At 62.3% G+C, this 24,968-nt stretch carries 21 protein-coding genes; 13 read left to right on the top strand and 8 right to left on the bottom strand.

Translation table 11 applies throughout. The features are described from left to right. Positions 1-26 precede the first annotated feature (26 nt). On the bottom strand, positions 27-254 hold the full coding sequence (locus KF712_12025) for a DUF2132 domain-containing protein (GenBank protein ID MBX3741713.1): 228 nt from the start codon (positions 252-254) through the stop codon (positions 27-29). Positions 255-352: 98 nt separating this feature from the next. Here KF712_12025 and KF712_12030 point away from each other — a divergent pair, with 98 nt between their 5' ends. Further along, positions 353-1,897, top strand: a complete 1,545-nt coding sequence (locus tag KF712_12030) for a pyridoxal-phosphate dependent enzyme (GenBank protein ID MBX3741714.1) — start codon at positions 353-355, stop codon at positions 1,895-1,897. Between the two features lie 39 nt (positions 1,898-1,936). Here KF712_12030 and KF712_12035 read toward each other — a convergent pair whose 3' ends face one another. After that, on the bottom strand, positions 1,937-2,506 hold the full coding sequence (locus KF712_12035) for a Uma2 family endonuclease (GenBank protein ID MBX3741715.1): 570 nt from the start codon (positions 2,504-2,506) through the stop codon (positions 1,937-1,939). A 199-nt stretch (positions 2,507-2,705) separates the two neighbouring features. Between KF712_12035 and KF712_12040 the strand changes: the two genes are divergently transcribed. The 12 genes from KF712_12040 (at position 2,706) to KF712_12095 (ending at position 13,898) form a co-directional block, all read left to right on the top strand. Beyond that, positions 2,706-4,463 (top strand): molybdopterin-dependent oxidoreductase, encoded by a 1,758-nt coding sequence (locus KF712_12040; protein ID MBX3741716.1) that lies wholly within the window; start codon positions 2,706-2,708, stop codon positions 4,461-4,463. A gap of 21 nt (positions 4,464-4,484) precedes the next feature. Beyond that, positions 4,485-5,735: an NADH-quinone oxidoreductase subunit H gene (locus KF712_12045; GenBank protein MBX3741717.1), complete on the top strand. Its 1,251-nt coding sequence runs from the start codon at positions 4,485-4,487 to the stop codon at positions 5,733-5,735. A 12-nt stretch (positions 5,736-5,747) separates the two neighbouring features. Then, on the top strand, positions 5,748-6,314 hold the full coding sequence (locus KF712_12050; GenBank protein MBX3741718.1) for a 4Fe-4S binding protein: 567 nt from the start codon (positions 5,748-5,750) through the stop codon (positions 6,312-6,314). After that, entirely contained in the window at positions 6,311-6,487 is a 177-nt protein-coding gene (locus KF712_12055) for a hypothetical protein (protein MBX3741719.1), read from the top strand. The genes KF712_12050 and KF712_12055 overlap by 4 nt, the downstream gene beginning before the upstream one ends. A 16-nt stretch (positions 6,488-6,503) precedes the next feature. Next, entirely contained in the window at positions 6,504-7,067 is a 564-nt protein-coding gene (locus tag KF712_12060; GenBank protein MBX3741720.1) for an NADH-quinone oxidoreductase subunit J, read from the top strand. Between the two features lie 34 nt (positions 7,068-7,101). Further along, positions 7,102-7,419 carry an NADH-quinone oxidoreductase subunit NuoK gene (gene nuoK / locus KF712_12065; protein ID MBX3741721.1) on the top strand — a complete coding sequence of 106 codons (318 nt, stop codon included), beginning with the start codon at positions 7,102-7,104 and terminating at the stop codon, positions 7,417-7,419. A 64-nt stretch (positions 7,420-7,483) separates the two neighbouring features. Continuing rightward, positions 7,484-7,900: a GxxExxY protein gene (locus KF712_12070; GenBank protein ID MBX3741722.1), complete on the top strand. Its 417-nt coding sequence runs from the start codon at positions 7,484-7,486 to the stop codon at positions 7,898-7,900. A 49-nt stretch (positions 7,901-7,949) separates the two neighbouring features. Next, positions 7,950-9,800 carry an NADH-quinone oxidoreductase subunit L gene (gene nuoL / locus KF712_12075; protein MBX3741723.1) on the top strand — a complete coding sequence of 617 codons (1,851 nt, stop codon included), beginning with the start codon at positions 7,950-7,952 and terminating at the stop codon, positions 9,798-9,800. A gap of 55 nt (positions 9,801-9,855) precedes the next feature. After that, complete coding sequence (locus KF712_12080) at positions 9,856-11,286, top strand: NADH-quinone oxidoreductase subunit M (protein ID MBX3741724.1); 1,431 nt, start codon at positions 9,856-9,858, stop codon at positions 11,284-11,286. A gap of 47 nt (positions 11,287-11,333) precedes the next feature. Further along, the gene (locus KF712_12085; protein ID MBX3741725.1) at positions 11,334-12,848 is read left to right on the top strand and encodes an NADH-quinone oxidoreductase subunit N; all 1,515 of its coding nucleotides are present in this window, start codon (positions 11,334-11,336) and stop codon (positions 12,846-12,848) included. Between the two features lie 32 nt (positions 12,849-12,880). After that, positions 12,881-13,396, top strand: a complete 516-nt coding sequence (locus KF712_12090; protein ID MBX3741726.1) for a GNAT family N-acetyltransferase — start codon at positions 12,881-12,883, stop codon at positions 13,394-13,396. A gap of 28 nt (positions 13,397-13,424) precedes the next feature. Then, positions 13,425-13,898 (top strand): YcxB family protein, encoded by a 474-nt coding sequence (locus tag KF712_12095; GenBank protein MBX3741727.1) that lies wholly within the window; start codon positions 13,425-13,427, stop codon positions 13,896-13,898. Positions 13,899-13,996: 98 nt separating this feature from the next. Here KF712_12095 and ppdK read toward each other — a convergent pair whose 3' ends face one another. The 6 genes from ppdK to KF712_12125 form a co-directional block, all read right to left on the bottom strand. Next, a complete protein-coding gene (ppdK, locus tag KF712_12100; protein ID MBX3741728.1) occupies positions 13,997-16,897 on the bottom strand; it encodes a pyruvate, phosphate dikinase in 2,901 nt (966 codons plus the stop codon). Positions 16,898-17,163: 266 nt separating this feature from the next. Beyond that, positions 17,164-17,739: a hypothetical protein gene (locus tag KF712_12105; GenBank protein ID MBX3741729.1), complete on the bottom strand. Its 576-nt coding sequence runs from the start codon at positions 17,737-17,739 to the stop codon at positions 17,164-17,166. 24 nt (positions 17,740-17,763) lie between these two features. Continuing rightward, a complete protein-coding gene (gene rho, locus KF712_12110; protein ID MBX3741730.1) occupies positions 17,764-19,773 on the bottom strand; it encodes a transcription termination factor Rho in 2,010 nt (669 codons plus the stop codon). A gap of 408 nt (positions 19,774-20,181) precedes the next feature. Further along, positions 20,182-22,791: a type II and III secretion system protein gene (locus KF712_12115; GenBank protein MBX3741731.1), complete on the bottom strand. Its 2,610-nt coding sequence runs from the start codon at positions 22,789-22,791 to the stop codon at positions 20,182-20,184. Positions 22,792-22,889: 98 nt separating this feature from the next. Further along, positions 22,890-23,924, bottom strand: coding sequence for a hypothetical protein (locus KF712_12120; GenBank protein ID MBX3741732.1), 1,035 nt, complete (start codon positions 23,922-23,924; stop codon positions 22,890-22,892). A 30-nt stretch (positions 23,925-23,954) separates the two neighbouring features. Next, positions 23,955-24,950 (bottom strand): Amuc_1100 family pilus-like protein, encoded by a 996-nt coding sequence (locus tag KF712_12125; protein MBX3741733.1) that lies wholly within the window; start codon positions 24,948-24,950, stop codon positions 23,955-23,957. Positions 24,951-24,968 lie beyond the last annotated feature (18 nt).

Raw genomic sequence — 24,968 nt, forward strand, 5'->3', positions numbered from 1 at the left:
GTAACAAACCGACTGCTCTCCTTGCTTCACCCGTCGATCTTCCGCACCGCATCGTACACATACCAGTCCTCCAGCTTCTTCCGCGCCCATGGGGTTTTCCGCAGAAAGGTGAGGCTGGACTTGATGGTGGGATCGAACATGAAACAGCGGATGGGGATGCGGTCAGCGAGCGTTTCCCAACCGTAGCGGTCCACCATCTTGCGCAGCACGGCTTCCAGCGTGACGCCGTGCAGGGGATCGTTCGGATGTTCCATGGCGGCAGCATTCCGGAATCACGCGGCATGGCAATCCGTGAATTTCGCGCCGCGCCACGCTTGCCGGGTCCGGTGGGCCGGACAAGACTCCGCGCATCATGGAACGCGAGGATCTCCCGCTCGACCGACAACTCCGCCAGGAAACGCTCTTTGCCAGGGAGCGTGTCTATCGTTTCGGCCAGCCGACCCCTCTCGAGCGCATCATCATTCCCGACGGACCCGAGGTGTGGGTGAAGCGGGAGGACCTGTGCGCGGTGAAGTCCTACAAGTGGCGCGGCGCGTGCAACCGCATGGCGGTGCTGACGCCGAAGGAAGCCGCGAAGGGAGTGGTCACCGCCTCCGCGGGCAACCACGCGCAGGGCATCGCGCTGGCGGCGAAGGCGCTGGGCATCCGTGCGCGGATCTACATGCCGCGCTCCACCCCGCGGGTGAAACAGTCCGCCGTCCTCCACCACGGCGGGGAGTTCGTGGAGATTCACCTTTCCGGGGACTCCTATGACGAAGCGGTGCAGGCCGCACGCGCCGATGAGGCGGAGAGCGGAGCCGTCTATGTCCACGCCTACGATGATGTGAAAGTGATGGCCGGGCAAGGCACGCTCGCGGATGAAGTGGTCCTTTCCGGCCACGGCCCTTTCGACGCCGCCTACCTCCAGATCGGTGGTGGCGGGATGGCGGCCGGGGTTTCCACCTGGCTGAAGACCTACTGGCCGGGCATCGGGATCATCGGTGTCGAGGGCGTCGGCCAGGCGTCGATGAAAGCCGCGCTGGAAGCGGGGAAGCCCGTCGCGCTGGAAAACGTGGATCTGTTCTGCGACGGAACCGCCGTGCGCAAGGCGGGCGAGTTCCCGTTCCAGATCCTGCGCGAAACGCTGGACCGGATCGAGACCGTCACCAACACGGAGGTCAGCCACGCCATCCGCACGCTGTGGGAAACGCTGCGCTGCGTCTCCGAGCCGTCCGGCGCGCTGGGTCTGGCTGCCGTCATCAAGAACCGCGAAGCGCTCAAGGGAAAGAAAGTGCTCATCGTTGTCTCCGGCTCGAACGTGGATTTCCTCCAGCTTGGCCTCATCGCCCAGTCACAGGGTGCCTCCAACCAGATCAGCCGGACACTGCGGGTGAGAATCCCGGAACGCCCGGGGACCATGCTGGAGCTGCTGGACACCTGCTTCGACGGGGTGAACATCACCGATTTCCAATACGGGAAGACCGACGAAGCGGAGGCGTGGCCCGCCTTCACCATCGCCGCGGACGATGCGGCCGTCCTGGAAGGGGTCCCGGCGAAACTCGACGCCGCCGGGTTTGCCTGGCAGGACCTCACCGGGGCCATCGACATCGACTTCCGCGCCATCCCGCTGCGCAGCGACCTGCTGAGGAACCCCGCGTTCCTGCGGCTGGACTTCTACGAACGGAAGGGAGCGCTCCATGACTTCCTCGGCCAGCGCATCCAGGGCAACGCGAACCTCTGCTATTTCAACTACCGCCAGTCCGGTGAACGCATCGGCCGCGCGCTCATCGGCCTCGACTTCCCCTCCCCCTACGAGCGGGACGCGCTGCTGATGACCATCCCGAGCCATGGAGATGGTTACCGCCTGTGCGAGCCGGTGGATGAGGAAACGCGGCGGCGGCTGGTGGGAGGACTGTGACGGGACGGCATCACGGGATGGCCGTCGATTTTTTCCGCTTCAGAACTCCAGCCCCTCGAAAACCTCCTCCAACTTCAGTTCCGTCCCGATTTCCGGCAGCGGGACTGATTTCTCCAATCCGAAATACTCTTCCTTGGTGAACCCTCCGTCGGGCCTGCGTCGGTGCACAATGAGCAGGGGTTCGTCCGGTTCGACGAAAATCAGCACCTTGAGCGTGGCTATCATCAAGTAAGCCTCTTTCTTCTCCAACAGATCCGCCCGGCGCGTCGAATCGCTCAAAACTTCAATAACCACGACCGGGCGCTCCTGGAAACTGTCGTTTCCGGAGTTCAAGTCGCACACCACTTGAGCATCGGGGTAGTAAAAGCGCGTCTGCGAAGAAAGCTCCACCCTGACTTTGGTGTCGCTATTGAATGCCCGACAGGGTTTTCCCCGAAGCCCTGCGAACAAGATGCCCAGTGCGTTGGATGAAATCAGATTGTGCCGGTTGGTCGCACCAGCCATCGCATGAACTTCCCCCCCGAGGTATTCGTGTTTCACCTCGGAGCGCAGTTCCCCGTCCAGGTAATCCTCCACGCTCAGCAGGGCATGTTTCGGCCCAGCCGTCATAGGAGCATCCTAGCCCCCGGAGAGGAATTGGCAAGAACGCCAACTCCTTGGCGGCCATGGGCAACTTTTTTGCCCGCGTATTGCCCGCTTGTGAAAAATTTCACAAAGCACGCTTGCCCGTTCATGGGCGGATTGACATATTCGCGCGCGAACCCGCCGGAAATGATCATCCGGCGGGATTCAGTGCCTTTCACCAGCCATGAGCGACACACCTTCGGCGACCGCGGAAATCAAGCTTCCAAAAGACCTAGCCGCCGAAAAGGGCATGGTGAATGTCCAGATCAACGGCACATGGCACCAGTTTCCCCGTGGCACCAGGATGATCGAGGCCTGCCGCCAGGTGGGCGCGTTGGTGCCGCACTACTGCTACCACCCGAAGCTTTCCGTCCCCGGCAACTGCCGTATGTGCCTGGTACAGATGGGAATGCCACCCCGCCCCGCTCCCGGTGAGGAGCCGAAGCGCGACGAAAACGGCTACGAAAACATCGGCTGGATGCCCCGCCCGGCCATCGCCTGCGCGAACACCGTCGGCGAGAACATGGGCATCCGCACCCAGGGAGAGCTGGTCGAGAAGTGCCGCGAGGGCGTGATGGAGTTCCTCCTGATCAACCACCCGCTGGACTGCCCGATCTGCGACCAAGCCGGCGAGTGCCGCCTGCAGGAACACTCCGTGGACCACGGTCGCGGCGTTTCCCGCTTCGTGGACATGAAGGTGAAGAAGCCGAAGAATGTCGATATCGGCCCGCGCATCCGCCTGGACGACGAACGCTGCATCATGTGCAGCCGTTGCATCCGCTTCATGGATGAGGTGGCCGGTGACCCGGTGCTGGGCTTCACCCAGCGCGGCACCCACACCACCCTGACCGTCCACCCGGGACGCCTGCTGGACTCCAACTACTCCCTCAATACGGCGGATATCTGCCCGGTCGGAGCACTGACTTCCAATGACTTCCGCTTCCAGATGCGGGTCTGGTTCCTCAAGGAAACGCCGACCATCGACGTGAACTGCGGCACCGGCACCAACATCACCGTCTGGACCCGCGGCAACACCATCCACCGCATCACTCCGCGCCAGAACGACGGCGTGAACAGCAACTGGATGCCGGATTCCCACCGCCTCAACTTCCACTACATCAACAGCGACGCCCGTCTGACCGAGCCGCTGGTGAAGCAAGGCCCCGTCCACGAAGTGGTCCCATGGGCGGACGCCCACGCCACCGCCGCCACCGTTCTGAAGACGCTCTCCCCCGACGAAGTGGCTGTCATCGCCTCCGGCCGGATGACGAACGAGGAGCTGTTTCTCGTCAAAAAGCTCACGGAAACCATCGGCACCAGCCACCTTTCCCTCGTCCCGCGCACGGGCGATGCGGACACCCTGCTGGTCGCCGCCGACCGCAACCCGAACACGACCGGCGCGAAGCTGGTGCTGGGTCTGGAAGATCCCTACGCCGACCTTTCCGCCATCCGCGAGGGCGTCCTCCGCGGGGCCATCAAGGCGCTCCTCGTCTTCGGTGAGGATCTCATCGCCGACGCCGATTTCACCCACGACGACCTTTCGGAACTGAAGCTGCTGGTGCAGTCCCACATCCTGGCGAACCCCACGGCGGAAAACGCGCACATCGTCCTGCCGTCCGCGGCCTTCACGGAAAAGCGCGGCTCGATGGTGAACCTGAGCGGCCGCCTGCAACGCCTCAACCGGGCCAACGAACTGCCGGGACAGGCCCACGACGATTGGGAAATCCTCCGCGACCTCACCGCCGCCATCACCGGTGAAAAGAGCCCGTTGTTCCTCATTGAGGATCTCTTCAAGCAGGTCGCCGCGGCGGTCCCCGCCTTCGACGGACTCACCCTCTCGAAAATCGGCCACCAAGGCACGCAGGTGCTGGAGACCGGCTACGAAATCCCCCTCCTCAAGAACGAGGGCGCCCGCAAGGCCGCTGGCATCATCAACGGCTAACCGGTCAACCTTTCCGCTACCATGGACATCGTCCCGATCCTCATCATCCTGGTCAAAATCGTCGCGCTGACCTTCATGGTCGTGCTGCCGCTGGTGCCGGTATCCGTTTATTTCGAGCGCCGCTTCTCCGCCATCATCCAGGACCGCGTGGGTCCCAACCGGGTGGGCATCCCGCTGACGCTCTTCGGCGCGAAGAAGGACTTCCACCTCTTCGGTCTGGTCCAGCCCATCGCGGACGGCCTGAAGCTGTTCCTGAAGGAAGACTTTACCCCGGACCACGTCCGGAAAGCCTTTTACTGGCTGGCCCCGGCGCTGACCGTCATCCCGGCGCTGATCACCGTATGCGTCGTTCCTTTCGGCTCACCGCTGGTCATCAACGGCGAGGAATACAAGCTGGTCATCGCGGACATCGACGTCGGCCCGCTGTTCGTCTTCGCCATCGCCTCCCTCAGTGTCTATGGCATCACCCTGGCGGGCTGGGCCTCGAACTCGAAGTTCCCGTTCATCGGCGGCGTGCGCTCCACGGCGCAGATGATTTCCTATGAAATCTGCCTCGGCCTCTCGATCATCCCGGTGCTGCTCTACTTCGGCGATCTGAACCTTTCCAAGATCGTCCAGCACCAGGCGGACCACGGCTGGCTGCTCCTGCCCGTCTGGGACAAGGACGGCTTCGGCCTCACCACGGAAAAGGTGCTGTTCTGGTTCCCCGCCGCGATCGCCTTCCTCATCTTCACCATCTCCATCTTCGCGGAGACCAACCGCATGCCCTTCGACCTGCCGGAGTGCGAGACGGAACTCGTCGGCGGCTACCACACCGAGTATTCCTCCATGAAGTTCGCCATGTTCTTCATGGGTGAATACGCGGCCATGGTCATCGGCTCCGCCATGATCGTCACCCTGTTCCTCGGCGGCTGGTCGATGGGCTTCACGCTCGATGCGCACATCGCGGACTGGAACATCGCCGGTTTCGGGCTGGCGGGACTGATCCATCTGGGTGTGTTCATGACGAAGCTGATCGTTTTCATCCTCTTCTTCATCCTCGTCCGCTGGACGGTGCCCCGGTTCCGCTACGACCAGCTCATGAAGCTGGGCTGGGTGATCTTCTTCGAAGCCGCCCTCATCAACGTCTTCCTCGCCGCGCTGATCCTCGCCGCCCCACAGCTCAAGGGCACGATCATCGCCGTCGGCGCCGTTCTCCTCATCGTCCTCACGCTGGCCGTCATCTGGGTGGCCAAGGTGTCCGAGGAAAAACCCAAGCTGCTCCGGGCCTAACCCTTTTCCTCCATGGCAATCGTCAAACTCCAGCGCCCCAAACTCGGCCTCGGCGAGAAGATCTACTTCGGCGCCCTCATCAAGGGTTTCATGCTCACGATGCGCCACGCGATCACCTCGCTGCGCGGAAAGTCGATGGGCGCGAAAAGCCTCAACTCCTCCGGCCTGGGCGTGACCATGCAGTTCCCCGAGCAACGGTGGGACGACCACATGCCCAACCACTACCGCGGCGCGCCAACCCTCGTCACCGACGAGCAGGGCCGCGAGCGTTGTGTTTCCTGCCAGCTCTGCGAATTCATCTGCCCGCCGAAGGCGATCAAGATCACCCCGTCCGAGATCCCGTCAGAGGATCAGTGGGCGAAGGTCGAGAAGCGCCCCCTGGAGTTCGACATCGACATGATCCGCTGCATCTACTGCGGCATGTGTGAGGAAGTCTGCCCGGAGCAGGCCATCTTCCTCCGCAAGGACTACCTCATCACCGGCCTGACCCGGAAGGAAATGGTCCACGACAAGAAGAAACTCTACCAGATCGGCGGCGTCCGTGAAGGCCTCGTCAACAAGTGGAACGAATTGAAATGAAATCGATCTCGGCCTCCATCGTCGTTCTTGCCGGGATGTTCGGCGTCATCGCCTCTGCTCCGCTCGCCAGCAGCGCACATCCTTCCCTGGCCATGATCGCCGTGGCTGCGGGCATGATCACGCTGTCCCTCGGCCTCATCGGCTGGTGGGCCAGCCTCAAATACGACCGCTGAAACCCTTTCCACTCCAATGCCCTCTTACCTCTTCTGGCTTTTTACAACGATCATGCTGATCGGTGGCACGGCGGTCGTCGCCTTCCGCAATCCGGTCTCCAGCGCGCTGTCCGTCGTGACCTGCTTCGTGGGGCTGGCCGGGCTGTTCATCGGCCTGAGCGCGTTCTTCGTCGGGGTCATCCAGATCCTCGTCTATACCGGAGCGGTCATGGTGCTGTTCTTGTTCATCATCATGCTCCTCGACCTGAAGAACGAGGAACACCGGGCCAACCGCATCGCCCCCATCGCGGCGGGCATCGCCCTTTCACTGGCCTTCGTGGTCCAGCTTCTCGGCGTCCTTTCGAAGACGGTGGACAAGGCAGCTCCCGCACTGGACAAGACCGCCCTCGCCAACTCCGCGGGCAATTTCCAGGCAGGTTCCAAGATCGCCACCACACTGGGTGAAGGAAAACTGCCCGACGTCCACCTGATCGGCCACACGCTGTTCACCGAATACAACTTCGCCCTCCAGATCCTCGGCGTGCTTCTCCTCGTCGCCACCGTCGGCGTCGTCTCCCTTTCCAAACGCCAGGCTGAATAGTCCTTCCACTTGTTGACCGCTGACCCCTGAACCGATGGCTACTCTCAACGACTACCTCCTCGCCTCCGGCCTGCTGTTCGCCATCGGCCTCGCCGGAGTGGTGATGCGCCGGAACATCATCATCGTCTTCATGTGCCTGGAGCTGATGCTCAGCGCCGCGAACCTGAGCCTGGTCGCCTTCTCCCGATTCAACACCGTGAACGGCCTGCCGGACTACAACGGCCAGATGCTGGTCTTCTTCGTCATCACCGTCGCCGCCGCGGAGGTCGCCGTCGGCCTGGCCATCATCGTGGCCCTCTACCGCTCCCGCCAGACCATCCACACCGACGAGCTGACCTCGCTGAAGGGGTGAGAAAACCACGGATTTCACGGATTATACGGATTTAATGAAGAGCAGAGCTGACAGCCACCCGCACATGGAACTCACCGAGCAGATCATCGGTGCGGCCATGAAGGTGCATCGTGCTCTTGGCCCAGGCTTGGATGAGAAGATCTATGAGAACGCTCTCTGCCTGGAGTTCGCAGCCCAGTCACTCGATTTCACCCAGCAACAGGCGTTCCCGGTGTTCTACCGGAAGCGCATTGTGGGCAACCTCATCACCGATCTGATCGTCTGCGACAAGGTGATCATCGAAGCAAAAGTCGCTTCCAGCATCAGCGACATCCACATCGCCCAGACATTAAGTTATCTCAGCATCACAGGACTCCAAGTTGGCCTGATTCTGAATTTCCGGACCATCTCTCTCACCTTTAAACGGATCGCCAATATTTACCTCCAGGAGAACTCCGAAATTCACACTGATCCACGAACACAGAATCTGAATAATCCGTAAAATCCGTGTAATCCGTGGTTTCCCATCCCCTTTCCTAAAAGACGCACCCATGCCCTGGATCCTACTCTTTCTCCCTCTGGCCGTCGCCGCGGCCAACCAGCTCGTTCTGAAGAAGACGGGCCTGGCTCCGCTCGTTTCGACCGGATCATCGGTTGCGACTTTCATCATCGCGGTGCTGCTGCTCGGCAAGACCGGCACGTATGATTTCCAGTGGGCGACCATCAGCGACTTCTCCGTCAACATCGGTGTCCAGCTCGACAAGCTTTCCACCGGCATGATGATCGTGGTGACCGGCATCGGCATGCTGGTGCACATCTTCTCGCTCGCCTACATGAAGGATGACGAGGCGAAGGCCCGCTACTTCACCGGCCTGTCCCTGTTCATGTTCTCGATGACCGGCATCGTGCTGGCGTCGAACTTCATCATGACCTTTATTTTCTGGGAGCTGGTCGGTCTCAGCTCCTACCTGCTCATCGGCCACTGGTACCAGAAGGACTCCGCGGCGGACGCGGCGAAGAAGGCGTTCCTCGCCAACCGCGTGGGCGACTTCGGCTTCATGGTGGGCATCCTGATGATCTGGGGCATCACCGGCACGCTGACCTTCGGCGGCATGGCCGATGGCATGAAAGCCTTCGGCGCGGACAACGCCGGTTACTTCGCCCAGAACTCCGCCGCCTACGGCTGCATCCTTTCCATGGCGCTGCTCTTCGTCTTCTGCGGCGCGGTCGGCAAGTCCGCCCAGCTCCCGCTCCACGTCTGGCTGCCGGACGCAATGGAAGGCCCCACTCCGGTGTCCGCCCTCATCCACGCCGCGACCATGGTCGCCGCCGGTGTCTACATGCTCTTCCGCGTCCAGCTTTCCCTTGCCCTGCCTGAGGATGTCCTCGCCGGTCTGTTCTCCAGCCAGGTCATCGCCTGGGTAGGTGGCATCACTTCGCTGGCCGCCGCGCTGATGGCGACCCAACAGGACGACATCAAGAAGATCCTCGCCTACTCCACGCTCTCCCAGCTCGGCTACATGGTGATGGCCGTCGGCCTCGTCTCCGGTGAGGCTGGCATGTTCCATCTTTTCACCCACGCCTGGTTCAAGGCCCTCCTCTTCCTCGGTTCCGGCGCGATCATCTACGCCTGCCACCACGAGCAGAACATCTGGAAAATGGGCGGCCTGCTGAAGAAGATGCCCATCACCGGCATCACCTTCGCCATCGGCACCGCAGCCCTGATCGCCGTGCCCTGGGTCACCGCCGGTTTCTGGTCGAAGGAGGAAATCCTGGCCGCCGCCTGGAATGGGAACAAGGCGCTGTTCGGCATCGCCGTTTTCGTCGCCTTCCTGACCACCTTCTACATGACCCGCGCGTTCGTGGTCACCTTCCTCGGCAAGCCGCGTGACGAACACGGTGCCGGCCACGCGCACGAAGTCGGCCCGCTGATGTCCATCCCGCTGGTGGTTCTCGCCGTGATGGCGGTGATCGCCGGTTTCACCTTCCTGAGCGGCCCGCTCAACGCCTACCGCCCCATCCATGAAGGCGGTCACGCGGAAGGCCACGGCGTCATCCTGGGTGCATCCATCGCCTCCCTGCTGCTTGGTCTGGCCGTTGGTTTCGTCCTCTACAAGGGCAAGGACAAGGACCCGCTCTCCGTCCCGCTGTTCAAGAACCGCTTCTACATCGACGGCTTTTACGACAACTTCCTGGTCCGCTACTTCCAGGATGCCTTCGCCGCCATCGTCCATTTCTTCGACGAGCTTTTCATCAACGGCATCTTCGTCGGCGGTCTGAGCCGCGGCGCGGAGTCCCTTGGCAACGCCTTCCGCAAGGTCCAATCCGGCAGCCTCCAGGCCTACGCCTTCGCCTTCGGCATCGGAACCCTCCTCGTCATCTACTTCACGGTTTTCTATTGAGCTTCCGGAGCGCCTTTCCCTGAAAACTGAAAACTGCCACCTAGCAAACTTTCAAATGCTCGCCCTCCTCGTCTTTCTCCCGATCATCGCCTTCGCCGCGATCCTGCTCGGCGCGCCCGCAAGGTCCTCCGCCATCGCGGCGGCGGCGATCAACCTGTTGCTCGGACTCGCAGCCACGGTCACCCCGAAGGCGGCGTGGGCGTTCAACCTGCCGGTTCTGGAAAAACCGGCGCTCCACCTTTCCTTCGCCTTCACGGACGGCATGAGCCTGGTGATGGTGCTGCTGACGGTCATCGTCACGCTGGCGGCCGTTCTCTCCGGCCAGTCCCCCGCCGGGAAAGAGAAGCTCTACTTCGGTTCTTCCCTGCTGATCTCCGCCGGTGCGCTGGGCGCGTTCGCCGCCACCGACCTGTTCTTCTTCTACGCCTTCCACGAACTGGCGCTCATCCCCACCTTCCTGATGATCGGCATCCTCGGCCGCGGTGACCGCCGCGAGATCGCGTGGAAGATCACCATCTACCTCGGTGTCGGCTCCATCATCCTCCTCGCAGGCCTCGTCTGGCTGGCGAACCTCACCGGCAGCTACGACATCCCGACGATGATCGCCAACAAGGCGATGATCCCGGCGGAGGCGCAGAAAGGCATCGCCGCGCTGCTCATCATCGGCTTCGGCACGCTGGTGTCCCTCTTCCCCTTCCACTCCTGGGCCGCCCCGGCCTATGCCAGCGCACCCGCACCGGTGGCCATGCTGCACGCCGGTGTGTTGAAAAAATTCGGCCTCTACGGCCTGCTCCGCCTCGCCATCCCACTGGTGCCGGAAGGCCTGCAACAGTGGCTGACCCCGCTGCTGGTCCTGCTGCTGGGCAACATCCTCTGGGTCGGCCTCGTCACCATTTCCCAGAAGCGCCTGGATACCCTGCTGGGGAACTCCTCCGTGATGCACATGGGCTATATCTTCCTAGCCATCGCCGCGCTGATCGCCGTTCCCGGTAACACCCTCGCGCTTCCCGCCGCCGTCATCCTGATGTTCGCCCACGGTGTCTCCATCGCGCTGCTGTTCGGCCTGGCCGACCGCATCGAGCGCAACACCGGTTCGCTCGATCTGGCGGACCTCGGTGGCCTTGCGAAATCCGCCCCGACGCTCGCCTTCCTCTTCGGCATCGCCGCCATGGCCTCCATCGGCCTGCCGGGGCTGGCGAACTTCTCCGGTGAGGTGCTGGTCTTCCTCTCCGCCTTCAAGGACTACTCCCCGACCGCGGGCCTCGGCCCGGTCCAGATCGCCTGCATCCTGTCCGTATGGGGTGTGGTCATCAGCGCCGTCTACATGCTGCGCGCCTACCGCCGGATCTTCCACGGCCCGGCCGTGAAGCTCACCACCTCCGCTCCGGACATCACCTTCGCCGACCGCGCCCCGGCCCTGATCCTGATCATCGCCCTGCTCGCCGTCGGTCTCTACCCGAACCTGCTGCTCAATCTGCTCAAGTAAGGTTTTTCCACTGATCACCGATCACTGATCACTCTCCACTTCTTCCCATGCCCGCCTATTATCTCGAAGCCCTGACCGTCACCCTCGGCATCGTCCTGCTGATGGCCGAAGCCTTTTCTCCGGGCAAAAGCAAGGCGTGGCTCGGCATTGCCGGTGCCATCGGCCTGGCGGTCATCCTGGTCCTGACGTTCACGGCGGTCGGACCGGCGGCGAACCCCGAAGCCGCATGGGCAAAGTGGCCGCTCTGGAACTTCTACCAGTTCGACGCTTCCGCGAAGTTCTACAAGATCTTCTCCCTGCTCACCACCATCCTCGTCCTGCTGCTGGCCGTGGACTACCGCAAGGTGCTGGCCCGCTTCACCGAGCATCCGGGTTCCGAAAACGGCACCGGTGAATACTACTGCCTGCCCATCTTCGCCTGTGCGGGGATGATGTGGGTGGCATCCGCTAAGGATCTGGCCGGTGCCTTCGTCGCCCTGGAGCTGGTCACCATCACCTTCTACATCCTCGTTTCCTTCATGCGCCGGAACGTCGGCTCGCTGGAGGCAGGGGTGAAATATCTTATCATCGGCGCGCTGAGCACCGGCTTCCTCATCTATGGCATCGCCTGGGTCTATGGCACCCTCGGCACCATGAACCTCGCGGAGATGTCGGAAGCGCTCATCCCCCGCCTGGTCACCCCCATCGCATCGGAGCCGGTTCCATATCCCGCCGTTCCCCAGCTTCCGCTGCTGTTCGGCATCTCCCTGGTCCTCATCGGCCTGGGCTTCAAGATCGGCGCGGTTCCGACCCACATCTGGATCCCCGACGTCTACCAAGGTGCTCCGACGCCAACCACGGCCTTCCTTTCCGTCGGATCAAAAGCGGCGGGTTTCATCCTGCTGATGCGCTTCCTGGAGCCATTCCTGGCCAGCGACCTCACCCGCGGCTCAGTCATCACGTTGCTGGCGATCCTGGCCGGTGCCACCCTCCTGTTCGGAAACCTGGCCGCCATTTCCCAATCCAACTTCAAGCGCCTGCTCGGCTACTCCTCCATCGCCCACGCCGGTTTCCTCCTCCTCGCGCTGGCTGCCGGAAATCCCGGCTCCGACAAGACCCTCAGCTCGAACGAAGCGGCATCCTTCTACCTCGCCACCTACCTGCTCATGACTCTGGGCGTGTTCTTCGTGCTTTCCCAGATCCGCATCCAACGCGACGGCGAGTCGATCAATGACTTCAATGGCCTCGGCAAGACGAACCCGACGTTGGCCTTCGCCCTGACCGTCCTGCTCGCCGCGCTGGCAGGTGTCCCGCTCACCGCAGGCTTCTACGGCAAGTTCTTCGTCTTCTCCCTCGCGGTGGAGGCCGATCTCTGGATTCCCGTGGTGATCGCCTTCATCGGTGCCGCCGCCGGTTTCTACTACTACTTCAAGGTCATCCGCGCCATGTGGTGGTCCGCACCGGCAGAAGGTGCTCAACCGCTGGTGCTGCCTACCATCACCAAGGCAGCCGTGGGCGTCCTCACCGCCGCCGTCCTGCTCTTCGGCATCTGGCCGCAGCCGATCCTCGCGCTGCTGAAGTGAGCCGCTCCACCGCGATGTAGGACGTCTTTACGATGAGCCGATTCTCCATCCGTCCCTACCGCCACGAGGATGTGGATGCGGTCCATGCGGCCGCCAGTGAATCGATCACCCACATCTCTCCGTGGATGGGTTGGCTCACTCCTGCCTACCAACCTGCGGATGCGGAGTTCTGGGTCAACAAGGTGGTGTCAGAATGGGGTATCCACAGCTACGAACACCTGATCATCGACGACTCCGACGGCTCCATCGCCGGGGCTTGCGGATTGAACCATCTGGATCGGGTCAATCGTTTCTGCAACCTGGGCTACTGGATCCGTTCCTCCCGTCTCAGGCAGGGCGCGGCGCGTGCGAGCACCTTGCTCCTGCGTGACTTCGGCTTCACGGTGGCGGGCATGAACCGCCTGGAGATCGTCGTCGCCACCGGAAACGTCGCCAGCCGCAAAGTGGCGGAGAGCGTGGGAGCCGTCCACGAAGGCATCCTCCGGAAGCGCCTCTGCGTGGGGGATGTCGCCCACGATTCGCACATGTTCGCCCTCATCCGGGAGTAGTTGCCTGAATCCGTTCCCACTCCGATCCATGGCCACCTTCAAGTTCACCCGTGACGAATACCTCGCCGCTTCCCTGAGCCTGGCGAAGCAACGAACGCTCCGTTTCATCCTCTTTCTCGCTGCCGTGGTGGTAGCCATCGCCACCTTCCGGGTGATCCGGAATGACAATGTGCTGGCCGCCGCGCCCTACGTGGTGGCGTTGCTGGTGATGGTGCCCACCGTCATCTTCGTCCTGAGGCACCGGTTGGGAAAGACCTTCGACGACCAGGCCTCCCTCCGTGAAACCTTCACGGTGGAGATCAACGCAGAGGGCATCCGCTACAGCCACTCCACCGGCACCCGTCTGCTGGGCTGGGACCGGATCCGGAAATGGAGCGAGGACCGCCGCTTCATCTTCCTGTTCGAGAGTGACCTCCACGCGCGCATCCTGCCAAAGCGGGCTTTGTCAGAGGAGGAGGACCGCTTCGTCCGCGAACGCCTGTCCGGCGTGAGCGGAAAGTGATACGGTGACGGACCGGAGCGCGGGCTTCTAGCCTACCCAAACAAAAAGCCGCCCCGGTTTCCCGGGACGGCTTCAAGGATATCAGGTATCAGGAAGAATTACTTCTTCTTCGCTGCCTTCTTGGCTGGCTTGGCGGCCTTCTTCGCCGGAGCTGCCTTGCCTGCGGCGCGCTTCTCTTCGAGAGCGGCCTGGGCGGCGGCGAGGCGGGCGACCGGCACGCGGTATGGCGAGCAGGACACGTAGTTCAGGCCGACCTTGTGGCAGAACACGACGGACTCAGGGTCACCACCGTGCTCACCGCAGATGCCGAGCTTGATGTTCGGGCGGGTCTGGCGGCCCTTCGAGACGGCGGTCTCGATGAGCTGGCCGACACCGACGGTGTCGAGCGTGGCGAACGGGTTCTTCTTGAACACGTCGCTCTCGGTGTAGGGCATGAGGAACGCGCCCATGTCGTCACGGCTGATGCCGAGTGCGGTCTGGGTGAGGTCGTTCGTGCCGAAGCTGAAGAACTCGGCGTTCTCGGCGATCTGGTCGGCGGTGAGGGCACCACGCGGCACTTCGATCATCGTTCCGACCTGGTAGTCGAACTTCACCTTCTTCTCGCCCATGACTTCCTTCGCCACGCGGTGGACGATCTCTGCCTGCAGGTCGAACTCCTTCTTGAAGCCGACGAGCGGGATCATCACCTCAGGCTTCACGGCAATCTTCTTCTTCGCCACGTCAGCGGCGGCTTCGAAGATGGCGCGGGCCTGCATCTCGGTGATTTCCGGATAGGCGATGCCGAGGCGGCAGCCGCGGTGGCCGAGCATCGGGTTGAACTCGTGCAGGTCGTGCACGCGCTGGATGATGGCTTCCACCGGCACGCCGATTTTCTTGGCGAGGTCGAGCTGCTGCTCCTTCGTGTGAGGGAGGAACTCGTGGAGTGGTGGGTCCAGGAGGCGGATGGTGGCAGGGAGGCCTTTCAGCTCCTTGAAGATACCGGTGAAGTCCTCACGCTGGTATGGGAGGAGCTTCGCGAGGGCTTCCTTCCGGGCAGGAAGGTTGGTCGCGAGGATCATCTCACGCATCGCGTCGATGCGGTCACCTTCGAAGAACATGTGCTCCGTCCGGGTGAGGCCGATGCCCTGCGCGCCGAACGCGAGTGCGATGCGGGTCTGCTCCGGGGTGTCCGCGTTGGTGCGGACGGACATGCGGGTCGCGTCAGCGCACCACTTCATGAGCTGGGTGAAGCCCTTGAATTTCTCGGTCGCCTTGGCGGCCTTGTCGTTGCTGACGATGCCGGCGATGATCTCGGAAGGAGCGGTCTTCAGCTCGCCACCGTAGACGGTGCCAGCGGTTCCGTCGATGGACATGAAGTCACCTTCCTTGAAGGTCTTGCCACCGGCGGTGACGGTCTTCTTGTCATAGTCGATCTCGACGCCCGCGGCACCGCAGACGCAAACCTTGCCCATCTGGCGGGCAACGAGTGCCGCGTGGGAGGACACACCACCCTTGGAGGTGAGGATGCCTTCCGCCGCGATCATGCCGCGGAGGTCTTCCGGGCTGGTCTCGGTGCGGACGAGGAGGACGCGCTCGCCACGTGCTTCAGCAAGCACGGCGCGGTCGGCGTTGAGGTAGATCTTGCCGGAGGCGGCGCCCGGGCCGGCTGGAAGGCCGGTGGCGATGGCCTTGACCTTCTTGACCTCTGCGGCGTCGAAGATCGGGGCGAGGAGTTGGTCGAGCTGCTCCGCAGGGTTGCGCAGGATCGCGGTTTCCCAGGTGATGAGCTTCTCCTTGACCATGTCCATGGAGAACTTGAGGGCGGCGGCGGCGGTGCGCTTGCCGTTCCGGGTCTGCAGCATGAACAGCTTGCCTTCCTGGACGGTGAACTCGACGTCCTGGACGTCCTTGAAGTGTTTTTCAAGGATGGTGCGGACCTTCATGAGTTCGGCGTATGGCTTCGGCATCGCCTTCTTCATGTTGATGACCGGCTCAGGGGTGCGGACACCGGCGACGACATCCTCACCTTGTGCGTTCACGAGGAACTCACCGTAGAACTCGTTCACACCGTTGGCAGGGTTACGGGTGAAGGCCACGCCGGAACCGGAGGTTTCACCGGTGTTGCCGTAGACCATGGCCTGCACGTTGACGGCCGTGCCCCACTCGGCGGGGATGCCGTACTTGCGGCGGTAGACGATCGCGCGGTCGTTCATCCAGGAGGAGAACACGGCGCCGGCGGCACCGCGGAGCTGGTCCCAAGGATCGCTCGGGAAGCCCTTGCCGGTGCGCTCCTTGACGAGCGCCTTGAAGCGCTTGACCAGTTCCTTCTGGTCGTCGGCGGTCAGGTCGGAGTCGATGATGTCCTTGCCGTATTTCTCGTGCTTGAAGTCTTCGATGACGACTTCGAAAGGCTCGTGGTCCTCACCTTCGCGCTTCTGCACGCCGAGAACGACGTCACCATACATCTGGACGAAGCGGCGGTAGCAATCCCATGCGAAGCGCTCGTTCTTGGTGACGGCGGCGAGGGAAAGGACGGTCTGGTCGTTGAGGCCGAGGTTGAGGATGGTGTCCATCATGCCCGGCATGGAATCACGCGCGCCGGAGCGGACGGCGACAAGCAGCGGGAGACCCTTGGCGTCGCCGAACTTGCTGTTCATGATCTTCTCCATGTTGCGGACGCCGGACTCCATCTGGGCCTGGAGCTCCTGCGGGTAGCTCTTACGGTTCGCGTAGTAGTAGGTGCAGACCTCGGTGGTGATGGTGAATCCGGGAGGCACTGGCAGACCGATGCGGGTCATTTCCGCGAGGTTCGCGCCTTTGCCGCCGAGAAGGGCCTTCATGGTGCCGTTGCCGTCGGCCTTGTTGGCTCCCCAAGTGTAGACGTACTTGGTTTTCTTACCGGCGGGCGCTTTGGCGGCGGCGGTGGATTTTTTGGCGCCCGTCTTGCTTGCAGCGGACTTGGCTGCGGACGGGGCGCTTTTCTTCGCGGCAGGCTTAGCGGCCTTCTTCTTGGTTGCCATCGTGGTTGGTATGTCAGGTTATTGGCTAGGGCTGGGATTGCAGGAAAAATGCAACTCAAAACCCCAGCGCAAGGCGCGGGAGGCTAACAACAGGTGCAACTCTGTCAATCGGACAGTTGCCACAAATGTGCGGTTCATCCACGTTCCACGGGTGTTCCGCGGCGCGGCCGGACATCGGAACCCCGGCCGTGGGGCCACCCCTGCGCCACATCATTCCGCCGATGCGTCACCACGCCTGACGGACCCGCAGCCAACCACGGATCCCCTCACTTCACCCGCGAGCCGTTGAACTTCTCCAGATCGTAGCCGATCTTCTTCGCCGCGAGATCATAGATGCCGAAAAAGGACTCCACCTTCTGCTTCTCCCCGCCCCGCGCGTTCACGGAGAGTAGCAGCGATTTCGAGTCCGCGGCCCAGCCGGTGAAGCGGACATAGACGTGGTCCATGGCGTCCGCCTTCTTCCGGTCACCACCGCATGCGGCGAGCAATGCCACGTCACCGATGTCCGTGTCCTTCTCCTGGTTGTAGATCATCCCGTTTTCCCGGCGGAAAGCGTTGAGGAAAACACCCACGCTGCCGCCACCGCTCTGGATGACGATCCACGAGTCATCCGGTGACACGAACACCTCGGTGTTCGCCACGGTCAGCGCGTCGGAGAGTTTCTGCGCGGCGGATTCGCCCTGGTCGCCTTCGGAGATGAAGACCTCCGCGCTGTCCTTCCCCGCGACGACATGCCAGGCGATCTTCCCGCTGGAGGAGAGACCATCCTTCCTTTCCTCCTGCGCCACCACGGCGGAGAAACCGGCGAGAAACACCATGGAAACGACGGCGAGGAATTTCATGGCGGTGGTGGTTGGACTTTCCGGTCACCGCAGACCACGGAGCAGGAACTCCGCGTTGGTCTTCGTGCCCTTGAGGTTGGAAAGCAGCGACTCGATCGCATCGCCGATGGGCTGTTGCGCGAGCTGGCGGCGGACGTCCACCACCTTGACGAACTCATCCGGGTGGTAGAGCCGGTCGTCATTCCGGGTGCCGGACTGCGGGATGTGGATGGCGGGGAACACACGGCGCTCCGCCAGTTCCCGGTCCAGCCGGACCTCCATGTTGCCCGTGCCCTTGAACTCCTCGAAAACGACATCGTCCAGACGGCTCTCCGTCTCCACCAGCGCGGTGGCCAGGATGGTGAGTGAGCCACCCTCCTCCACATTCCGTGCGGTGCCGAAAAACTTCCGCGACTTTTGCAGCGCCACCGGACTCACACCACCGGAACCGATCGGGCCGCCCTGCATGGCGGAGTTGTGGCCGCGGGCCAGGCGGGTGAGGCTGTCCAGCAGGAGGATCACGTCCTTGCCCTGCTCAACCAGGCGCTTCGCCCGCTCGATCACCATGTCGGCGACCTGCGCGTGGCGCTTCGGCGATTCGTCGAAGGTGGAGGCGAACACCTCGGCACCCACGGTTTCCTCAAAGTCGGTGACTTCCTCCGGACGCTCGTCCAGCAGCAGGATCACCAGCTCCGCCTCCGGGTGGTTGCGCTTGATCGACTTCGCGATCTGCTTGAGCAAAATGGTTTTACCTCCCCGCGGAGGCGCGACGATGAGCCCGCGCTGGCCCTTGCCGAGCGGCGCGATGAGGTCGATGACTCGCACGCCGAGGAACTCCGTTCCCTCACCTTCCAGGTGGATGCGTTGGTCAGGGAAAAGCGGCGTCAGCTTGTCGAACTCCGTCGGTTGCTGGAAGTCCGCGACCGGGATACCCTCTATCTCGATGACATCGCCGGCGGTCATGTACTTGTCTTTTTCCCGCGGCACCTTCACGTGGACCTTCACCTTCTGGCCGATGCGCAGGCCATGTTCCCGCAGCAGATTCGCGCTCACATGGATGTCATCCTGCCCAGGCCGGAAGCTCCGGTGCGGATCCCGCAGCATGGCGAAATTCTCCTTCACGCCCTCCAGTATCCCTTCGCAGACGATCTCCGCGCCTTCCTTGCCATAGAAGCACAGCAGTTCATAGACGAGCTGCGTCTTCGGGATGCCTCCGGGAATACGGGCTGGCACGGCCTCCGCCATCGCCTGCAGTTCCGAGAAAGATTTCAGGCGGAGCAGGTTCACATCCACCAGAGGCGGCACCTGGACCTTCGGTGGGGTTTCCACAGGAGCCTGCTCCTCAACAGCAACGGCATCCTGCCCGGGTGCGGTTGCTTCCCCGGATGGCGAGGCGGCGGGCACATCGGCTGGAATTCCGTTTCCGGCATCGGAGGCTTCGATCTCGTTGGGACTTGTCATGGGGAATGCTTGGCAGAACCGGCGGACCTGGGCTTCCAGAACCTCGGGCGGACCCTCGTTCCAGAACACCACATCCGCGCGGCGTATTTTCTCTTCTCCGGGGAGTTGCGCATAGAGCATCGATCCGATCATCCGATCATCGAAGCCGTTGCGCAGTTTCACACGCTCGATCTGGCTCCGCCGGGAACAGGCAACGACGATCACCTCATCCTGGCCGAAATCGAAGCCCGTTTCGAAGAAAAGGGGGATATCGGCGACGAATCCCCCCGCGCCATTTCTGGCAGCGCGCTCCAACAAAGCAAGACATTCCTTCCTCACCCGGGGATGCAGGATGGCTTCCAGTTTCTTCCGTTCCTCCGGACTTCCGAACACCCTTTCCCGAAGAAATCCCCGGTCCGCCTTCCCTTCGCCATCCACCACCCCTTCGCCAAATGATTCCAATAATGCCGCCGCGACCCCGGCATCCCCATCCAGCAATGCCCGCACCGCCGCATCGCTGTCAAAAACCACCACCCCCGGCAACAGTTCCCTGAACCACCGGACCACCGTCGATTTCCCCGAAGCAATTCCCCCCGTGAGTGCCAGCACGCGCATGCGATCATGAGTAAGGAGGGTGGACACTCCTGTCCACCTCTTCCGGAGAAGCGGGACAATCCTGGCCGGACGGGTTGCGGGGAGATCCATGATCCATGATCCATGATCCATGATCCATGATCCATGATCCATGATCCATGATCCATGATCCATGACCGATGATCCATGACCGATGACCGATGACCGATGACCGATGACCGATGACCGATGACCGATGACCGATGACCGATGACCGATGACCGATGACCGATGACCGATGACCGATGACCGATGACCGATGACCTGTCCCGCTGCCGTCGAGGCCGGTCTGGAGACCGGCGCTCCCAGCGCCTTCCTGATGAGCAAAAAAACAGGCGGAGGATTTCTCCTCCGCCTGCATGGAATTATCAATCTACCGGAGCAACCACCTCACTGAGGCAGGCTGATGTCCGGAAGCACACCGCCGTTGTAGTCAGGTGCACCACTGGTCGAAACCGGTGTCGATGTCGGAGGGGCATCCGCTCCGCGGAGCGGACGACCGGTGGCATCGATGATCTGGGCGGTGACGAAGATGATCAGGTTGCTCTTGATCCGGTTCTCCGACTTGCTCTGGAACAGGCGGCCGATGAACGGGATGTCCCCCAGGATCGGCACCTTGTCCTCGACGTTTTGCACGTCCTCACGCATCAGACCACCGACCGCGACGGTGTAACCGTCATAGATCGTCAGGGAGGTATCGACCTTGCGGGTCGAGAACACCGGCATCTCGATGCGGTTCTCAGTGATGGTGACGGTGACCGGGTTACCCAGAATGTCCGTGGAAGGCGACTGGATCGGGCTGCCGTAGTTGATGAAGCCTTCGAACTCGACGATTTCCGGGATGAAGCGAAGCTCGATCACGAAGTCGTTGTCACCGACATTCGGCTCAATCTCGAGCGTCACACCGGTATTCCGGGTTTCGAACGCGGTTGGCGTCGCCGGAGTGACCGGGAACATGCCGGAGCCGCCACCCAGACCGCCGACGATACCGCCGCCGGTGCCGCCGGTCGCACCGACGCTGTTCGGAAGTTCCGGGGGTTCGTATTCGGTCGGATAGATGAATTCGCGGATGATCTCGATCTTGGCCTTCTGGCCGCTCTTCGCCATCACGGACGGAGCGGTCATGAGGTCGGTCCCCTTCTTCTGGGCGAGGCCGCGCATGATGAGCTGGACCTGGCCGTCGGAGAACAGACCGGTGAGGGCAGCGATGCCCGGCGCCACGTTCGCCTGCTGGGCGGTGCGGTTCGGGTTGTTGAGGATCGCGTCGATGTTGTTGCGGTTGATCGCCTGGTCACCGGAGCGGAGACCGCCGGTCATGATGTTGGTGACGTTCTGGGAAGGATCCGCCGGGAAGCTCGGCAGGGTCAGGCCGTTGACCGGGTTGACAAAGTCACCGGAGCCGCGGAAGCCGCCGCTGCTGACGGTGCCGCCGCTGCCGAAGAGATGGTTCTCGGAAAGACCGAACGGGGAAACGACCCAGTCGAAACCGAGTTCGTCGGTATTTTCCTGGGAAACCTCGACGAACTTGGTGGTGATCTTCACCTGCTTCGGCTGGTTGTTTCTCGTCACCTCCACGAGGTTCTCGATCTTCTCGAGTTCGCTCGGAGTGTTGCGGACGACTAGGTTGCCACCAGCCAAGGTCACGGAGCTGCCATCCGCGAAGGTGATGCCGTTGTTGATCAGGAGTTCCCGGATCGGCTTGCGGGTGGAAAGGGAGGATCCACCTGTGTCACCACCGCCGCCGAACGGATCGACAGGAGCCGCAGCACCACCACCACCGGCGCCTTCAAGCTGGGTGGAGAAGTCCGGGGACACGCTGAAGGTGCGCATGAAGAAATCTTCGCCGGTTTCGTTCTGAGGAACGAGGGTGACGGAGAAATCATCCACCTTGAAGCGCAGCTTGGCGGCATCACAGATGTATTGGAGGGCGGTCTGCAGCGGCACGTTGCGGACGCGCAGTTGAGGAATGCGGATGGTGGATGGATCCGGAGCCGCGGCGAGGGTGTCGGCGGGAGCGGTGCCATCCGGGGAAGGAGCGGCGGCGGCTGCCGGACGGGGACGGCGGACGATGAAGTTCACGCCCTTCTTCGTGGGATCCAGTTCCATCGTATCCAGCTCCACGGAGCGCATGCGGAGGAAATCGATCGCTTCTTCAACCGTGGTGTCCTCGAAGTCGATCCGCGGGACGATGATGGTTTTCAGCTTCTGGGTGATGTAGGCGACTCCGCCGGTGTCACCGGAACGACCGTCCGTTTGCAGAGGGAAGTCCGGCAGGGTGGCTGGCACGGCCAGTTCCCAGGCCTTGTCCACTTCCATCAGAAGCTCGGCGCGGGTGTGGTCGTAGGCGGCGCGGTAGTAGTCGGACTTGGCGGCGGCCAGGCGCTCCAGGCCACGGCGGGCGGCGGAGTTGTGGGGATCCTTGCGCAGGACGTTCTCATACTCGCGCTTGGCATCGTCATACTTGCCGAGATTGTAGTTGCCTTCCGCCATGTAAATGCCGCGGCGGACGGCATCGACATTCTGGGTATGCTCGTAAGTGAGGGCCGGATTGGTGCGGATGGGATCATCCAGATAGCTGAGCTCACGCTTGGCGGCGGCGTTCTCCGGATCCACGTTCGGTGCGAGGACACCGTCCAGAAGGGCACGGGCTTCGGTGTATTTGCCAACGCGGCGGTGCTGCTGTGCCAAGGCCACGCTCGCATCCGCGAGGTGGGCGGTGTATTCCAGCCGGCGATCCTCAAGGCTCGGCGCGTCCGGAAGGCGGTCCAGCGATTCGCGGTACTTGTTCACCGCGACCTGATAGTCGGCCTTCGCATAGGCTTCACGGCCTTCACCGAGAAGACGATCCGCATCCACCACCGCTTCCTGGCGGCGGATCATTTCGCGCTGGGCGAGCCCGCTATAGCTGCCACCTTCATCCGCCGTGGCGACCGTGACGGTCACCGGCATGGAGGTAGCCACCGCCATCAACGCGAGGGCGGTGCGACTGGAACGATACATTGGCGTTTTTTGCATACGTGATTTCGGGTTTTTGGCGGTGTTATGAAACTTTGGAAAGAGATTTTTTCGGGGAGACATCAAATCGTTGTTTGTAAAGTCTAACGTTTCGGGATTTCGATGGTTTTTTTCGTTCCATCGGGCGCCGAATACTCGACTTCGATTTTTTCCGGGGTGACGGATTTGAGGAGGTAGTCCTTCTTGTCGGAGTTCGCCGGCAGGCCGAAGGTGGTGTTTTCCTCGATTTTGAACTGGCTGCCAGCTTGGTCGAGCGCCTCCAGTTTCAGCACGGCGGTGCGATCATACTGGCTGTAGACCGGCAGTTCCTCCGGATCGCGGAAGCTCTGCTTGAGTTCGTAGATCGTGCCCTTCTTGTTGGCCTTCTGGTCCTCGACCCGGACGAATTTGAACGGCTGCTCGGAGTTGGTCCTCTCGTTCTTCACCACCCGCTCCTCGGAACCAAGGAGCTTGAAGCGGCCCTTCATCACGCCGTCCGCAAAGAAGATTTCGTCCGGCTTGACCACTCCGCCCGCCGGGATCCTGTTGGTCCCGCCCTTGTTGTCGCGGTAGTTGAAGCCAAAGCCGCCGTCGCTATCGAATCCAGGACGGAGAACCCAGTTGAGGCTCTCATCACCGAGATACACCAGCTTGTTGATGAGCGCGGGAAAGTCCTCCGAATTCGTCGGGTCGGTCTTGGCGTTGAATTCCTCCAGGTTGGAGAAGCCGTCGCCGTCCGGATCCCGCAAAGGGGAATCCCCGAAGCCCGGGTCGAGGCGGTATTGCAGCCACCACTGGTTCGGGATGGGCGGATGGATGGGATCCCCGCCGTAGGGATCGACCGGCTTGGCGGGATCGGACTTGGAGATGAACAGCGGGATGCCGGTGAAGAGATTGACCGGGCGGCCCTTGTCGTCCGCCTGGTCCCACTTGCGCTTGTTGCCGAGGGAGGCGGACGCTTTCGCAACCAGATCCGCATCCGTGACGGCGGGATTGTCATTGCCGGAGCCTTTGAGTTCCGTCGCGAAGTCTTCCTCTACCTTGCCGACCTTCAGCAAACCGACGGCTGCAAGCCCGAGGGCGATGACCGCGGCACCGCCGAGGGCGGCCTTCTCATAATTTTTCGATAACCAGGACATGGATGAAAACGGGTTTTAAGGAAATGAACCTCAGAATTTTTTGGCGGGCAGGAACTGCATGATGTCGATGCGGACGAAGACGTAGATGTCTTCCGTTCCGAGAACCTGCTGGAGGATCCTGCCGGTATCGACCGGGGCGGGAGCGGCGGCGGCGGCCTCAGGTGCGGCACTTTCCGCAGCGGGGGCGGGAGCGGCATCATCGGCGGCCGGAGCGGCTTCAGCGGGATCCGGAGGCAGGGCGAAGCCACCATCCGCAGGGGCGGCATCCGTCGTCGGCACCGGGTCATCGAACTTGGCATCCGTTGCCAGAGGCGGCCCTTTCCTCTCGTTGGAAATACGGACGGAACGGACGACGTAGTAGTGCTTGTCCGAGCCTGCGATGGAGGAGAAGAAATCACGCGCGGCGGCTTCGGAACCCTTGAAGGTCACCTCCACGGAAAGAGGGCGGGCAACCTGGCCCGACTCTTCCTTGAAGACTCCGCCATCTTCCTCCACCAGCTTCTCGCGGCGGACGTTGATGAGCTGGGCGATGCCGGGCTTGGCCAGAGAGAGCATCAGCTCCTTCATCGCACCCAGCTCGAAGTCGAGGATGCCGGTTGCGGCACCCTTGGCGAGAGATCCCGTGTAACCCTCGAAACCGAGGAAGAAGACACCCGGCACATCCGTCTTGCTCGCCTGGAACGCCGCGAGCACCTCCGCGTTCGCGGCCTGCAGCCGGTTGGTGAATTCCTGCGGCGGGATGTTATCGAGCTTCTCCGGACGGAACTTCCCGAAGGAAGTCTGGAGCGCCTCCGCAGCGGCCTTGTAGTCCGCCACAGCCTTGCGCTTGCCCTGCTCATTCGCCGTGGTGGGGTACAACGCGAGGTTCTCGGCGTCGTTGGTGATGGAGGTCTGTTCTTCGTAGCTCGCCTGGGCCTCGGCGTATTTGCCCGAAAACTGGAGGCCCGCGACGATCAATCCCGCGGCACCCACCAGGGTGATCCCGCCGAGGGTTGCGGCAAATTTGTTATCCTTGATCCAACTCATATGAGGTCAGTGAAAAAT

It is taken from the genome of Akkermansiaceae bacterium (assembly GCA_019634595.1).
In the GTDB taxonomy this organism is placed as follows: Bacteria; Verrucomicrobiota; Verrucomicrobiia; order Verrucomicrobiales; family Akkermansiaceae; genus Luteolibacter.